The organism is Shewanella sp. SM68 (genome assembly GCF_025653925.1).
GTDB lineage: Bacteria > Pseudomonadota > Gammaproteobacteria > Enterobacterales > Shewanellaceae > Shewanella > Shewanella oncorhynchi.
Genome location: NZ_JAKKRU010000002.1, coordinates 292,883 through 307,924 on the forward strand (window position 1 = coordinate 292,883; position 15,042 = coordinate 307,924).

Genomic DNA, 15,042 nt, shown 5'->3' on the forward strand with positions numbered 1-15,042 from the left:
TCGCGCTTATTACACTCCACCGTATTTCACCAGCACATGCCAGAGCAACTTAAGTTCATGGGCGACTTGCGCACGATTACCGCGCTCACGCCAATGCTGGGGGGAATGGTATAAATCCCGCGCCGCCACGCCTATGGCATAGGCATCAACTCTGTCTTCTATGGCAATCCGATTAGCCAGCGATGGCATAGTTGGCCCACGGAAATCACTGGGGATCTGCGCCGTATGCAGGCTAAAGCCACCATGATATTGCAGCTCAATATCATATTTATCGCAAATTTTACTTAAGCTTGCGCCAATATCAGTCCCCTTAAAACTGGGGTCCGCCACCAGCATGGCGATATCTTCATCGAGGGAAACATCGCCATGGATCTGCGCCTCTATATAATGGTCAAGATTATTCGATAGCGGCCGCTCGAAACGTGACAGCAAGGAAGCATTGAGCTGATGCCCAAAATAATGGATCACATTCAGCGGCTTAAAGTCGGATTTACCTAAGGCATAGTGACGCTCAAAACTCTCAGTCAGCAGCGCCGCTAAAATATCATCGAAACATGACAGCGTGCCCTTCTCTTTCGGATTACGATACGAGTCGAGATAACTAAAGGTTGAGCGCGCCATCGCACTCGTATGAGTCAAAAAATAACAACTACCAAAACGTGGGGCGGGACCGTCCTGCCACATGCCCAGATCGAGTGCACCGTATTTAGGCCGAGATTTAGTGCCCTTGTATACATCCCCAAAAAGCTGATTTTCCCAATGATCTCGTGGGCCACCTAACTCTGGTGACAACTGACCATTGGAAATATGGGTCTCAAACTGGCTGCGGTATTGACCATCGCGCAGTAAACCTTCGGCCACAGTCATACCACGACTATCGATTCTATCGGGATGAAAATGCAGCGCAATTCGGCCACAGTTGAGCAATTGTTTAAGCGCGAGTTGCATCTCATGCATAGGGATATTTGACATCTGCTGCACATTTTTAATCACAGCGACGGCTTGTTCACTGCGTCCTCGTGCAAGGCGTTCAATATGCTGTATCGCTGTCATAATCCACCTATAAATGAGAGGCGTTTAACCGTTCCCACAATGCCTCATCCTAAAATAAACGTGAGATAAATCGCAAGCTGCAGAGAACCGCTCTTAAGCCACTCCATCTAAATGACTAAGTTAAACATGAATGACTCAGTTAAACGTGATCGTGAAAACACTCAATAATTCTTTCGCTCGGTTCATTGTTAAAAATTCAGCGAATAACATCAATCACGAACTGAACAGATAGCTAAACCAATTGCGTCATTAATTAATTCTACTCCAATCGACTTTAGTTTATACCACTCTCATTATTGTTGCGTGATCTACCGCTAACTCATTCTAACTCTAGATAAAAAATGCCTATGACTTCAATTGATATTATGAAATAGGCCTAATAGTCACCTTGTTCCTTGAAATCAATTAACTTCCATAACCTCAAACTCTGCCATCTAAACTTGCGCCTAAAAGATAAGCGAGGCCGAGTGAAAGCCGCCGACAAGCGATTTATGTGCCAATATGAATGAAACCCAGCCCAAAAACCTTTATTAGATGGCACTTAAAGCCCTGATCCTGTAAGCTGCACGCCCGCCAGCAGACCTGGCTATTGACCATAAATGCAGCACAGTGTTGCCACAAGAGACCAATCTATGAGTTTTACCTCCCTGGGCTTATCGGCCCCGATACTTAAAGCCGTTGCCGAACAAGGCTACGACACACCTTCGCCAATCCAAGCTCAAGCAATTCCGGCTGTGCTTCAAGGCAAAGATGTGATGGCGGCCGCCCAAACAGGAACAGGTAAAACAGCAGGTTTCACCCTACCTATGCTCGAACTCCTGAGTAAAGGTAACCGTGCCCAAGCAGGCCAAGTGCGCGCATTAGTGTTAACTCCGACACGCGAATTGGCAGCTCAGGTTGCAGAAAGTGTTGAAACCTATGGTAAGAATTTACCACTGCGCTCAGCGGTGATATTTGGTGGCGTGCCCATCAATCCACAAATCGCGAAATTGCGCCACGGTGTCGATGTATTAGTCGCGACGCCTGGTCGATTGATGGATCTATATAATCAAAAAGCGGTGAAATTCAGCCAGCTTGAAATCTTAGTGTTAGATGAAGCCGATCGCATGCTCGACATGGGCTTTATCCGCGACATCCGTAAGATTTTGGCCATTTTACCTAAGCAACGTCAAAACCTGATGTTCTCAGCCACCTTCTCCGATGAAATTCGTGAGCTGGCAAAAGGCTTAGTCAACAATCCGGTCGAAATTTCGGTCACGCCACGTAACGCGGCAGCGACCACAGTAAAACAATGGGTTTGCCCAGTTGATAAGAGCCAAAAATCGGCACTCTTGATCCAACTCATCAAGCAAAACGATTGGCAACAAGTGTTGGTATTCTCGCGCACTAAACATGGCGCTAACCGTCTGGCGAAAAGCCTTGAAGAGGCAGGTATCAAAGCCGCCGCTATCCACGGTAACAAGAGCCAAACCGCCCGTACTAAAGCCTTGGCAGACTTTAAAAATGGTCAAGCTCGCGTACTTGTAGCAACCGATATCGCCGCCCGCGGTTTGGACATTGACCAATTGCCACAAGTGGTTAACTTCGACTTACCGAACGTGCCAGAAGATTATGTGCATCGTATCGGCCGTACTGGCCGCGCTGGCGCATCGGGTCAAGCCGTGTCACTGGTAAGTAACGAAGAAATCAAACTGCTAAACGATATCGAGCGTTTAATCAATCGCGTATTAGACCGTGAAATGGTTGAAGGCTTTAACCATGAATTGCCAGAATCACGTTTAGGTGGCGGTGGAAAAAGTAGCGGTAAATCAGTACCAAGCCGTAGAAATACCCGCAGCTCAAACCAACCTAGCTCACGCGATGGTGCTCCAAGAAGCGCCGAGCATAAAGACGGTCAACGCAGCGGTGACGTCGCGCGCGGTCACAAGCCAAACGACAAGAATCCAAGACACAGCGGCGAAGCCAGTAGCGCACCCCGCAGTGATGCCAAACCTCGTCCACCACGTTCAAACGATGGCCGAGCCAATAGCGCAGGCGCTAGTCGTCCAACTGAAAGCCGTTCAGGTGCTGGCGAGAATCGTGGCCAAGCGGGTGAGAATCCTTACGCCAATGGCCCAAAGAAAAACACCCGTCGCCCAAATAATGGTGCGAGTCGTCCAAGACACTCACAGGATTAATGCAAAAGCTAAGCGAACTTGCTTAGCGATTTAGCCGTATTAAGTCCTAAACAGAAACGCCCAACTCCATATGGAATTGGGCGTTTTTGTTTGTCTTTGTTTATTTTGATGTTTAGCTCGTTATCTACGCTTTGAACAATAATCGGCTTGAACAATCACTGCCTTAAAAACAGCCTAAAACGGCAACCTAAGTTAATTCGCCTTTGTATCTGGCAACTGCTGCAGGACTTCATCCGTAAAATAGGGTTCATCTTCAACCCAAAAAATGTAGTCTAAGCCTAGGTAGTTTTGCGCAAAATCCAACTGCTCAGGCACAGTATTCTTTTTACCCGTTTTAGGATTAATCTGCCGCAAATTACCGTCTTGCACCGCCATACCTTTCACCAGTGTCGCAGGGTAATCTTTAATAAAGGCATAACTTTGTGCCATATGACTTTTACGGTAAGGCATCAAATCTGGGCCACCCACACCCATGTTGAGCGATTTGGCTTGCGCAAATAAGCCTCGCATATAGCCTTTGTCATTCCATGGCAGCCATTCGTCTGGCAAAAAGTTCAAATACACCATAGCGGTTGAATGCTGAAATGACTCAGCTAATACCTGCATATTCTCGCCAATCGCATCGATATAGGCTTTAGGATTAAAATCACTGGGAAAGGTGGTCGTTCCATCGGCGTTTTCAGTCCCCACATCAATTGAGCTTTCACTAAAGTTAATGCCCGCAATTTTCCCATCAAACTCTTGGCCAAGTTGACGCACCAATTGTTGATAACGTGCACGCACTGAGGGCTCCCACATTTTGGCAGACCAGCCATACTCATCATCCGTCACCGGTTTATTGGGATCACGCTCTGGTGCACTCAACATGCTTTGCTTCAACACACCACCTTGATAAATAGGATCATCGAGCAAATAGCGCGGCACATTGACTCTGGGCGTAAAGGATTTCTCTTGCAGCTGGATCCACAATTTTTTGCCTATCGAATCGAGATACGCAATATCGGCCCTAATCGCGCTGAAATCATATTCGCCCTGCTTAGGCTCTAAACTGCGCCAAGTATAAACAATCTGCGCACCGCCAAAACGGGGATCGCGCAGCGCCTTGTCGGCACGAATGTTTTCTCCGTTAGCCTCACGATGATTAATGTAGATGAAGTGCTGTAACGGTTGCGACTCTGACTTAGACTCCGGTTGCGGCTCTGGCTGAATTGATGCAACGCTCGCTGCGCTTAAAAAGATGCTTAGTAAAATAGTCCATCGAAACATAAATACTCCAAACCGATGCACGCCTTATCACCTGACAAAGCCGTTTATCTGCTCATTTATTTTTTACTCAGAATCACTTCTAACACAGGCAAGCTGAGGGGCATATCAATTAAGCAGACAAATACAAAGTGTTACTTAATCGCCCAATAAGATTCGCGGTGAAGTAGGCACAAAGGTGTAGTGACTACCGCTATAAAACCCAACAAAAAAGGGAATAAACCTGAGTTTATTCCCTTTAAAAATAGAGCGAATTAAATCGAGGTACGATTCAACTCAAGCCAAACTTACTTCATTGGCCAAGCGCGGTAAGATTTTCCTTTAATGCGGCCACCAGTAATTTTGTTCAGTGCTTTCTTGGCAACCTTACGATTTACGGCCACATAGGCGCGGTAATCAGTCACTTGGATTTTACCCACCTGTGAGCCTTCGATACCGTTTTCGCCTGTCAGCGCGCCTAAGATATCCCCTGGACGCAGTTTTTCCTTCTTACCACCATCGATCTGCAAAGTGATCATGGTTGGGGCTGCAGGCGTGTTGCCGAGCAGACTTTCTGATGGTAGTGATTCGCTGGTGATTTCGCGCTCTAAATACTCTTCTAACAAGGCAATTTTGTAACCGTCTTGATCGTTATAGAAGGTATAAGCGGCGCCTTTACTGCCCGCACGGCCAGTACGACCGATACGGTGAATGTGCACTTCGGTGTCGTAGGCGACATGATAATTAAACACGGCATCCAGCGCATCGATATCTAAACCACGGGCGGCAACGTCGGTCGCCACTAAAACACAGGCACTCTTGTTAGCAAATTGCAGCAGAGTTTCGTCCCTGTCTCTTTGCTCTAAATCGCCGTGCAAAGCCAATACGCTAAAGCCTAAGCCTTCAAGCTCATCGGCCACTTTTTGGGTTTCGCGTTTTGTATTACAAAACACCACAGCGCTTTCAGGCTTATGTTCTAACAACAATAATTGCAGCGCTTGCATACGCGCCTTGTCATCATCTAAATGATAGAAATGTTGGGCTATGCTCAAGCTGTCGTGATGACCTTCAACTTTAACCATGCTTGGGTCATACATGATTTGCTTAGCAATCGATTGAATTTGCTCCGGGAACGTCGCGCTAAATAGCAGCGTCTGACGCTCACGCGGGGCTTGTTCGATAATCGCATCGAGGGCGGGTTGGAAGCCCATTTCTAACATGCGATCGGCTTCATCGAGCACTAACATATTGAGATTGCTTAAATCTAAGCGGTTACGATCTAAGTGATCGACGATACGACCCGGCGTTCCCACGATAATGTGCGCGCCGTGTTCCAGCGAGCCGACTTGTGGCCCCATAGGCACGCCGCCGCAAAGTGTCAGTACTTTAACGTTATGAATACCACGGGCAAGGGTACGGATTTCCTGCGCCACTTGGTCGGCCAACTCGCGGGTTGGGCATAACACTAAGGTTTGAATGCGAAAGCGTTTAACGTCTAACTTGTTCAGTAACCCTAAGCCAAAGGCGGCCGTTTTACCCGAGCCAGTTTTACCCTGACCTATCACATCCTGCCCCGCTAAAATGGGTGGCAAACTTTGCGCCTGAATTGGCGTCATCTCGTTGTAGCCCATAGAAGAAAGGTTCTCAAGCAGTTCGGGTTTTAGCTTAAGAGTCGAAAAAGCCATTGATGGATTAGGCTTAGTATCAGAGTTGCTCAAGGTGAATATCCTGTGGTGGGTAACGAAGCGGCTGCTAGGTTACTGAAATTGCGTTACTTATCGATTAAACTGGTCTATCAAGATTCAGGTTAGTTTTAGGCTAGCTTGAGTTTAGATTTAAGCGCTAGGCTCGCTCAACCCAAAAGCACGGCTATTGTAGCAACAAAGCGCGGCTTTTGCCTCAAGTCCTTAAGCAATAGACATAGCAGGCGTAAACAGCAACAAAAAAGCCCTGCAGGAATACAGGGCTTAGGCTTGGATTTAGAATTAGCTCAGTGCGGCAGATTTAACAAATTACGCGATCTGGCCGAAACGCCCTTCTTGGTAATCGCGAATCGCCTGCTGAATCTCCGCTTGGGTGTTCATCACAAAGGGACCCATCTGGACGATCTTTTCACGGATAGGTTTACCCGCAAACAGTAGCATCCCAGCGCCGCGCTCATCGGCTTTAAGCTTAAGCACACTTTGGCTATCGATCACTAAAAACTCGCCTTGATGATGTTGATTTGAAGCAGATGACCACTGCGAATCTTCGCCTTTACTCGAATCGCTTTTATATAAGTCACCTTGGTACAAGTACAAGGCGACAAACTCATGTTGAGACAAATCAAGCGTGGCCTCAGCATTTGGCGATAGACTTAAATCAGCAATGGCTGCTTCGCCCGCTAACCCTTGAATAGCTGCACTAATAAGCGGTTGATCTTTAAAGCCCCAATCACCCGCTAAGGCTTTTAAGCTAGCACCCGTGTCATTGGCCACTTCAACGCTCGCGCTACCCGCAGTATCTTGATACTTCGCTGGACGCAGCTTGTCTTTGGCGGGCATATTGACCCAAATTTGGAATCCATGCAGACCATCGACAGCATCGGCCAGAGGCATTTCAGAGTGCACTACCCCGAACCCGGTACTCATCCACTGCACATCGCCGGCACGAATCGCCTTCACATTACCCATTTGGTCGCGATGCTCAAAACCGCCCTTACGAATATAAGTGAACGTCTCCATCCCGCGATGGGGATGTGCGGGGAAGCCACCGATAAAGTCTTGTTCATCATCGGATTTTATTTCGTCGATCATCAAGAAAGGATCAAATTTAGTCGTCACAAAATCGGCGACACGGCGAATATTGACCCCATCGCCATCCATCGCGGCTTTGGCGGAAAACTGACTTAATACTTTCATTGCTGCTCTCCTATCGGTTGAGCAAAGCGATACGTGAAACGCCAAGATCATACGGCTAACACAAGACGCAAACGCTTTGCTGATGGAGGCAGAATAACAAGGAAGTTTACAAAAGAATAACGCGAAATCACGACCTAAACATTCGAAAAAATAGAACGGTATGCAGGAAGGAGCGAGTAACCTAGTGTTATAACTGGATAATAAAATAGTGGTTTAGTTGCCAAATCTCGCACTTCGGATTTGAACTCGTGGCTATCAAAAATAGCGTTAACAAAAAAATTTAAATTATTATAGTACATAAAAATCAAACCTTACATCTGAATGAAATAACTTCCATTCATTAAAAATGTATTTCCGCACACTGTATACAAATACAACCAACACAAAAAATACTATAAAAATCTAATTTAGTTCATTTAGAAACAATGAGGATTTAACAATAATTACTGCTTACCAAGTAAAATACATAGCGAATTACTGAAGTCTAAGAAGAAATAATAAATTATTACATTTGTTTCAATATAAACTTACTGACATCTGTCTACTTATCGGGAGACCATACGAAATAAATAAAAATCAAAACATTTACAATTAGCAACCAAATCTGTTACTTTTAGCGTTCATGGATTAATGTGATTACAGGAAGTACAATGAAACGCTTATTTATACTTTTAGCTTTACTCATTTCCACTACAGCATCTAGCGCAGACGAAACCCATGGTTTCTCTGCAGGCTTGGGTTTAGGCTTAACAGAAGACTATGGGGGGATTACCCATTATGACTTTGCCTATCGCTATCAATTCACCCCAGATTGGGGAGTTGAAGTAGGTTACACACCATTTCAAAGTGAGCCTTTTACCGCAGCAATACATGGTGTTTTTGACGATTACATTTTGGAGAACTCTTATTCCTCTCGGCTTACTGGCACATATACATACCAAATATCAGCAAGACATAATGCGATATTTAAGGCCGGATTATCTCAATCTAAAGCTAATTATCAATTGAATGACTACGGAAATAGTGGTGATGATGTTATTACTATAGATGAGTATTCAGACGATGGATATGGCTTATATGCCGCATTAGGTTGGCGTTGTCGTTTTTATAATGGCTTCGAAATTATGACAACATTAGCCTACCAGGATTCTGGAGTATTTGAAATGACGAGCTTCACTGTAGGAATAGGCTACAGCTTCTAAGGCTATAAATTTAAAACCTTAATGCCAGTAAATACTGGCATTATGTTTCCAATAAAAATTTAATTTAGAATTCTAGAAAAAATCCATTTTCATCATAATTAATTACGTTATTTCTATTAACGCTATATAAAATTTATAGCAAATGCTGAAGAAAAACTTCCCATTCCACAGCTGATTAAACTATATCCTATAACTATATCTCCTAAGAATAGTCATATTATATTCACTGAAGACACTATTTTAAGAAAATACCTACACATAAAAAACGCTATTGCAGATTGGCAATAGCGTTATATTTAAGATGACAAGTTAATAAGTCTAAAGTCTCATCATTATTCTCTGGGTCATCGAATTTATTTTTAGTAACTTACTCCGCCCATTTGCCCATAGTGCATCTATCATTACTGCCAAAGTCTCGCACTGTGGCGACATTCTCATAGCCCAGTTCAATAAGCTTAGCTCTGAGTTTCACAGCCTGCTCAAAACCATGTTCGAGCAGGATATAGCCGTTAGGCTTTAAGTAATCTCGAGCTGTGTTGGCAATATAATAAAGATCGGCAAAGCCTTCCTCGGCGGCGGTTAACGCGCTTTGGGGCTCGAAACGCACGTCACCTTGGTGCAAGTGTTCGTCAGCTTCATCAATATAGGGCGGATTTGAGACGATTAAATCAAAGTCCCGCGACTTCACGGCACTGAACCAGTCACTCTGGAGAATTTCGACCTGTGGCAGCTTTAAGTTCTCGCGGTTTGCGATAGCCAAAGCCACGGCATCATCGACTTTATCGACCGCGGTGATTTGCCATGACTCACGCTCAGACGCCAACGCCAGCGCAATTGCCCCAGTACCAGTTCCTAAATCGAGCACTTTGGCGTAGGTGGAAAGCGGCAGGTTCAAGGCAGTTTCGACCAAAATTTCCGTGTCAGGACGCGGGATCAAAGTGGTGTCGTTGACGATAAAAGGCAACGACCAAAATTCGCGCTCACCGACAATATGTGCCACAGGTACGCCTTTTTGGCGTTTCTGTACCATTTGCTGGAAGCGTTTCCACTGTTCAACCGTTAGGGATTTTTCAGGCCAAGTATACAAATAGCTGCGGCTTTTATTGAGGCAATATAACAACAAAACCTCTGCATCCAGATGAGCGGATTCAGAGGTTGATGCTAACTGCACATAAGCCCATTGCAGGGCTTCGGCTATGCTAGATTGATCTGACAAAATTACCCCTGCTCGTCAGCCAGTGCGGCTAACTGATCGGCTTGATGCTCTTGCATCAGAGGCAATAAAATAGCATCGAGATCGCCTTCCATCACTTCGTTCAAGCGATATAAAGTCAAGTTGATGCGGTGTTCGCTCACACGGCCTTGCGGGAAGTTGTAAGTACGTACACGTTCGGAGCGATCGCCACTGGCAACCAGACTACGACGGGTCGATTCTTCGGCGCTACGGCGTTTTTCGTCTTCAACAGCTTGAATACGTGCGGCCAGTACACTCATGGCTTGGGCACGGTTCTTGTGTTGCGAACGTTGATCTTGGCATTCCACCACGATCCCAGTAGGAATATGGGTGATTCGAATAGCTGAGTCAGTTTTGTTAACGTGCTGACCACCCGCGCCCGATGAACGATAAGTATCGACTTTCAGATCGGCTGGATTGATTGAAATCGCTTCCGCTTCAGGCACTTCGTGGAGTACCACAACAGTAACCGCTGAAGTATGCACACGTCCTTGGGATTCGGTTTCTGGCACACGCTGTACACGGTGGCCGCCGGATTCAAACTTAAGTTTGCCGTATACGCCGTCACCGCTGACCTTCATGATCACTTCTTTAAAGCCACCATGTTCACCTTCGTTACAGCTCATGATTTCGATCTGCCAGCGATTCGCTTCAGCATAACGGCTGTACATGCGGAATAAATCACCGGCAAAAATAGCCGCTTCGTCACCGCCTGCGCCAGCGCGGATCTCAACGAACGCATTTTTATCGTCGTCAGGATCTTTTGGCAATAATAGAATTTGTAATTCGTCTTCGAGCTGCTCGAGTTTGGCCTTAGCGGCTTTCATCTCTTCCTGCGCCATTTCACGCATTTCAGCATCGTCTTCTTCCAGCATTTCTTTGGCAGAATCGAGATCGGCCTGCGCTTGCTGATAGGCTTTAAAGCCAGCAACAACATCTTCTAACTGGGCATATTCTTTCGATAACGCACGAAACCTGTCTTGATCAGAAATGACGCTAGCATCACCCAGCAAAGCCATGACTTCTTCATTGCGCTCGAGCAAGCCTTCCAGCTTGCGGATAACGGATTCCTTCATTTAACTCGCTAACCTTAGTTTTTATCTAATCCAAGCGCTGATCTTAACTGACCGAGAGTATTCAAATCGCCCTGACGACTCGCTGCCGTGAGGGCCTGTGTCGGTGCGTGGATAAGTTTGTTGGTCAGGCGATTGGCTAGTTCAATCAATACCTGCTCAGTGTCTGAACCCTGGGCTAATTTATTCAGGGCGCGTTCCACTAACTCATCTTTTACCGCCATGCTCTGGCTGCGATACTCGCGAATACTGTCGACCGACTCTAAAGAACGGATCCAATCCATAAATAAGAAAGATTGTTCTTCAGTAATTACTTCAGCTTGCTCGGCGGCTTCTTTTCGAGAAGCCATATTCTGTTCAATAATGCTATGCAGGTCGTCCACTGTATACAGAAACGCGTCATCCAAATCGGCGACTTCCGGCTCAATATCCCGGGGAACTGCTATATCAACCAATAACATAGGTTGATGGCGACGCTGCTTTAGCGCTTTTTCGACCATGCCTTTACCTAGGATAGGCAGAGGGCTGGCGGTAGAGGATATCACGATATCGGCTTTTGGGAGATAATCTGGTATCTGCGCCAGTGTAATTGCTGTTGCGCCAAACTCCTCGCACATGCCTTGGGCACGTTCTAACGTCCGATTTGCTACGACCATTGAAGCCACGCCGTTGTCTTTAAGATGCTTCGCAACCAATTCTATGGTTTCACCTGCGCCAATCAACAGTACTTTAGTGGTCGATATTGATGAGAAAATATGTTTCGCCATGCTTACCGCGGCAAATGCCACTGAAACTGCGGCGGCGCCAATTTCAGTGTCAGTGCGGACTTTCTTAGCGACTGAAAAAGTATTCTGAAAGAGTCTATCTATGGTTAGCGCAACCGTACCAGCCTCTTTGGCCTTAACGAACGCTTGCTTTACTTGACCGAGAATCTGCGGCTCACCAAGGATCAAAGAATCGAGCCCAGAGGCTACGCGCATCAAATGCCTTACGGCATCTTGACCATGATAGTTATAGAGACAAGGTGCTACATCCTCATGATCTAGGCCGTGATACTCTTCAAGCCACGCAATAATGTCGGCCTCATCGCCGTTGTTGCAATACAACTCAGTGCGATTACAGGTCGAGACAATAACGGCTTCACCCGAGCGTGTACGACTGGCCAGACTCTTCATAGCGTCATGAATTTTGTCCGGAGAGAAGGCGACTTTCTCACGCAGGTCTACCGTGGCTGTTTTATGGTTAATACCGATTGCTACAAGGCTCATCTGACTCTTTCTAGATTCTTGGCGACTCTCTTAATAAGGGCATTCTACTGAATTGGCCCAACTAAAAACAGAATACGCTTAACAAAACCGAATAAAGGTCTAACTTCTTACCTAAATTTTCTATCAATAATAGGTAAGGCAAAATTTGTCCCAAGGGAGCAAATCTAAGTGACCGCCGATGGAAATTTTACGTTTGGCATTGGTATTCTTTCCAAGCCCTCGTATCATAAGGACTTTGGTATATCAGTCATAGATGAATAATTTGAAGCGCCTCACAAAAACCATTTTCTCTTGTTTTACCTTAAGCGCCCTACTCTTGCTAGCGGGGTGTGAAACCTTGCCGCCGATGACTGACTTAAGCCCAATCGTAGTCAATGATGCGCGCCAAGCCAAAGCTTGGGAATTACAGGGAAAACTCGCGATAAAAACTCCCGATGATAAACTCAGTGCCAATATCTACTGGCGCCACAGTGAAGATCGCGATGAACTCACACTCACGACTATGCTAGGTACAACTGTGTTGACGCTTAATTCAACCTCAAACTCTGCCCATTTACATATCAATGGCAAAGATTTTCGCGACGATAATGCCCAGCGTTTACTCGAGCGCGTCAGCGGTTGGTCCATCCCCTTGGCCGATTTACCTTTGTGGATCACTGGTCAAGTTGGCCAAAATGATCAAGTACTTGAAAGCGATAGCCAAGGCAAACCTAAACAGCTCACGAACACTCAAACCCCACCGCCTTGGCTGGTCACATTTTTAAGTTGGCAATCCCAGAGCGGCGCCAACGTGCCCCATCAATTAAAGCTTGAGCGTGGTAACTTACAACTCAAATTGCAATTGAATCAATGGCAAGCCCTCGGCAAGCCTGCAATCATACTCGAAGAGAAACCTTAGCATGCCCGCAGCAATTTCACGCCATTGGCCAGCACCAGCAAAGCTTAACTTATTCTTACACGTGAATGGTCGCCGCGCAGATGGTTATCATGAACTGCAAACCTTGTTTCAGTTTATTGATTACTGTGACATGCTCGATTTTAAGGTCACTGATACCGCAGAACTGATTTTGCACTCCAATATCTCTAATGTTGTCGCCGATAGCGATAACTTAATTCTGCGAGCCGCAAAATCATTACAACAAACCACAGGCTTTACTGGCGGCGCCGAAATCTGGTTGGATAAACGTCTACCCATGGGCGGAGGTTTAGGTGGCGGCTCGTCAGATGCTGCCACCACTTTAGTGGCACTGAACACATTATGGAACACCCAATTATCGACCGAAGAACTGGCTAAAATCGGCCTTAAACTTGGTGCCGATATTCCTGTTTTTATTCATGGTTTCGCCGCTTTTGCCGAAGGTGTAGGTGAACGCTTACAAGCGGTAAATCCGAGTGAGCCTTGGTACTTAATCATCGCACCCGATGCCCATGTTTCCACCGCTGAAGTATTCCAAGATCCACTTTTACCACGTGATACCCCGAAACTGGCCATAGAGACCTTAATGAACCAACCTTGGGCAAATGATTGTCAAAAACTAGTCGTTTCTAAATACCCTCAAGTTGCCAAGGCATTAGGCTGGCTGCTAGAATATGCGCCGTCGAGAATGACAGGAACAGGCGCATGCGTGTTCGGGGAATTCACACAAAAGCAACAAGCTCTCGCAGCCTTGGCGAAATTACCGTCTGAAATGCAAGGATTTGTTGCACAAGGGATGAATCTTTCGCCGCTCATCACGCGACTCAGTCACCCTTAAACTACTTTCTTCTAGAGTAACCACTTAACGATAACGCCTCGGGTTCCTCCCGTCCCTACATCGTCGTTACTCTAGCCACTAAAATATAAAGCAAACGCCTGAGGTTCATACAGTGCCCGACATCAAGCTCTTTGCTGGGAACGCCACCCCCAGTCTCGCTAAAAAGATAGCCGATCGTCTATTTTGCAAACTCGGAGACGCAGTGGTTGGTCGTTTCAGCGATGGTGAAATCAGTGTCCAAATTAACGAAAATGTACGTGGGGCCGATGTGTTCATCATCCAATCCACTTGTGCGCCGACAAACGACAACCTGATGGAACTCATCGTGATGGTTGACGCGCTGCGCCGTGCATCTGCTGGCCGTATCACAGCTGTTATTCCTTACTTTGGTTATGCTCGTCAAGACCGTCGCGTTCGTAGCGCCCGTGTACCTATTACTGCAAAAGTGGTTGCCGATTTCCTGTCTAGCGTGGGTGTTGACCGCGTTCTGACCTGTGACCTGCACGCTGAGCAAATCCAAGGTTTCTTCGACGTTCCTGTTGATAACGTATTCGGTAGCCCAGTGCTGCTAGAAGATATGTTAGCGAAGAACTTAGATAATCCAGTCGTTGTTTCTCCAGACATCGGTGGTGTTGTTCGCGCTCGCGCAGTAGCAAAACTGTTGGATGATTCTGATTTAGCGATCATTGATAAACGTCGCCCACAAGCGAACGTTGCGCAAGTTATGCACATCATTGGTGATGTTCAAGGTCGTGACTGCATTATCGTTGACGATATGATCGACACAGGCGGCACTCTGTGTAAAGCGGCTGAAGCCTTAAAAGAACATGGTGCGAACCGCGTATTTGCTTACGCAACTCACCCAGTGTTCTCTGGCAAAGCGGCTGAAAATATCGCTAACTCAGTGATTGATGAAGTGATTGTGACTGACACTGTTCCTTTAAGCCCAGAAATGTTGAAAGTGGCTAAAGTAACTCAGTTAACTATGTCTGCGGTACTGGCTGAGGCAATTCGTCGCGTAAGCAACGAAGAGTCTATTTCTGCCATGTTCCGTCACTAATAGTTCCGTCGCTAACAGTTCGGTCACTGAACGTTCTGACTAATCTGAGCGGTTCCAATGCACAGCTTGCTGTTTTAAC

The 15,042-nt window shown here is 46.2% G+C and carries 12 protein-coding genes; 5 read left to right on the forward strand and 7 right to left on the reverse strand.

All coding sequences use genetic code 11. The features are described 5' to 3' along the window. Positions 1–9: 9 nt before the first annotated feature. Positions 10–1,053 carry a DUF3626 domain-containing protein gene (locus L5M40_RS04380; protein WP_263175841.1) on the reverse strand — a complete coding sequence of 348 codons (1,044 nt, stop codon included), beginning with the start codon at positions 1,051–1,053 and terminating at the stop codon, positions 10–12. Between the two features lie 632 nt (positions 1,054–1,685). Here L5M40_RS04380 and L5M40_RS04385 point away from each other — a divergent pair. Next, positions 1,686–3,230: a DEAD/DEAH box helicase gene (locus tag L5M40_RS04385; protein WP_131524303.1), complete on the forward strand. Its 1,545-nt coding sequence runs from the start codon at positions 1,686–1,688 to the stop codon at positions 3,228–3,230. Between the two features lie 192 nt (positions 3,231–3,422). Here L5M40_RS04385 and L5M40_RS04390 read toward each other — a convergent pair whose 3' ends face one another. The 3 genes from L5M40_RS04390 to L5M40_RS04400 form a co-directional block, all read right to left on the reverse strand. Next, positions 3,423–4,496: a hypothetical protein gene (locus L5M40_RS04390; RefSeq protein WP_263256275.1), complete on the reverse strand. Its 1,074-nt coding sequence runs from the start codon at positions 4,494–4,496 to the stop codon at positions 3,423–3,425. Between the two features lie 284 nt (positions 4,497–4,780). Then, positions 4,781–6,157, reverse strand: a complete 1,377-nt coding sequence (gene dbpA / locus L5M40_RS04395) for an ATP-dependent RNA helicase DbpA (RefSeq protein WP_263175849.1) — start codon at positions 6,155–6,157, stop codon at positions 4,781–4,783. 327 nt (positions 6,158–6,484) lie between these two features. Then, complete coding sequence (locus tag L5M40_RS04400; RefSeq protein ID WP_263175844.1) at positions 6,485–7,372, reverse strand: pirin family protein; 888 nt, start codon at positions 7,370–7,372, stop codon at positions 6,485–6,487. A 650-nt stretch (positions 7,373–8,022) separates the two neighbouring features. Here L5M40_RS04400 and L5M40_RS04405 point away from each other — a divergent pair. Beyond that, the gene (locus L5M40_RS04405) at positions 8,023–8,574 is read left to right on the forward strand and encodes a porin family protein (RefSeq protein ID WP_263209309.1); all 552 of its coding nucleotides are present in this window, start codon (positions 8,023–8,025) and stop codon (positions 8,572–8,574) included. A gap of 367 nt (positions 8,575–8,941) precedes the next feature. Here the strand turns inward: L5M40_RS04405 and prmC are convergent, their stop codons facing one another. From prmC to hemA, 3 genes are read right to left on the reverse strand one after another with little or no spacing between them, the layout of a single operon-like run. Next, entirely contained in the window at positions 8,942–9,790 is an 849-nt protein-coding gene (gene prmC / locus L5M40_RS04410; protein ID WP_212599726.1) for a peptide chain release factor N(5)-glutamine methyltransferase, read from the reverse strand. 2 nt (positions 9,791–9,792) lie between these two features. After that, a complete protein-coding gene (gene prfA / locus L5M40_RS04415; RefSeq protein WP_131523734.1) occupies positions 9,793–10,884 on the reverse strand; it encodes a peptide chain release factor 1 in 1,092 nt (363 codons plus the stop codon). A gap of 14 nt (positions 10,885–10,898) precedes the next feature. Continuing rightward, entirely contained in the window at positions 10,899–12,149 is a 1,251-nt protein-coding gene (gene hemA, locus L5M40_RS04420; RefSeq protein ID WP_028761678.1) for a glutamyl-tRNA reductase, read from the reverse strand. 253 nt (positions 12,150–12,402) lie between these two features. Between hemA and lolB the strand changes: the two genes are divergently transcribed. The 3 genes from lolB to L5M40_RS04435 all read left to right on the forward strand — a co-directional run bounded on the left by lolB (position 12,403) and on the right by L5M40_RS04435 (position 14,963). After that, positions 12,403–13,047, forward strand: a complete 645-nt coding sequence (gene lolB, locus L5M40_RS04425; RefSeq protein ID WP_263256277.1) for a lipoprotein insertase outer membrane protein LolB — start codon at positions 12,403–12,405, stop codon at positions 13,045–13,047. Position 13,048: 1 nt separating this feature from the next. Continuing rightward, on the forward strand, positions 13,049–13,903 hold the full coding sequence (gene ispE / locus L5M40_RS04430) for a 4-(cytidine 5'-diphospho)-2-C-methyl-D-erythritol kinase (RefSeq protein ID WP_263256278.1): 855 nt from the start codon (positions 13,049–13,051) through the stop codon (positions 13,901–13,903). 112 nt (positions 13,904–14,015) lie between these two features. Further along, the gene (locus tag L5M40_RS04435; protein ID WP_006080255.1) at positions 14,016–14,963 is read left to right on the forward strand and encodes a ribose-phosphate pyrophosphokinase; all 948 of its coding nucleotides are present in this window, start codon (positions 14,016–14,018) and stop codon (positions 14,961–14,963) included. Positions 14,964–15,042 lie beyond the last annotated feature (79 nt).

Coding starts and splice junctions, on each gene's coding strand:
- L5M40_RS04380 (WP_263175841.1), bottom strand. CDS start 1,053: ATGACAGCGATACAGCATATTGAACGCCTTGCACGAGGACGCAGTGAA.
- prfA (WP_131523734.1), bottom strand. CDS start 10,884: ATGAAGGAATCCGTTATCCGCAAGCTGGAAGGCTTGCTCGAGCGCAAT.
- L5M40_RS04400 (WP_263175844.1), bottom strand. CDS start 7,372: ATGAAAGTATTAAGTCAGTTTTCCGCCAAAGCCGCGATGGATGGCGAT.
- lolB (WP_263256277.1), top strand. CDS start 12,403: ATGAATAATTTGAAGCGCCTCACAAAAACCATTTTCTCTTGTTTTACC.
- L5M40_RS04405 (WP_263209309.1), top strand. CDS start 8,023: ATGAAACGCTTATTTATACTTTTAGCTTTACTCATTTCCACTACAGCA.
- dbpA (WP_263175849.1), bottom strand. CDS start 6,157: ATGGCTTTTTCGACTCTTAAGCTAAAACCCGAACTGCTTGAGAACCTT.
- ispE (WP_263256278.1), top strand. CDS start 13,049: ATGCCCGCAGCAATTTCACGCCATTGGCCAGCACCAGCAAAGCTTAAC.
- L5M40_RS04390 (WP_263256275.1), bottom strand. CDS start 4,496: ATGTTTCGATGGACTATTTTACTAAGCATCTTTTTAAGCGCAGCGAGC.
- L5M40_RS04385 (WP_131524303.1), top strand. CDS start 1,686: ATGAGTTTTACCTCCCTGGGCTTATCGGCCCCGATACTTAAAGCCGTT.
- hemA (WP_028761678.1), bottom strand. CDS start 12,149: ATGAGCCTTGTAGCAATCGGTATTAACCATAAAACAGCCACGGTAGAC.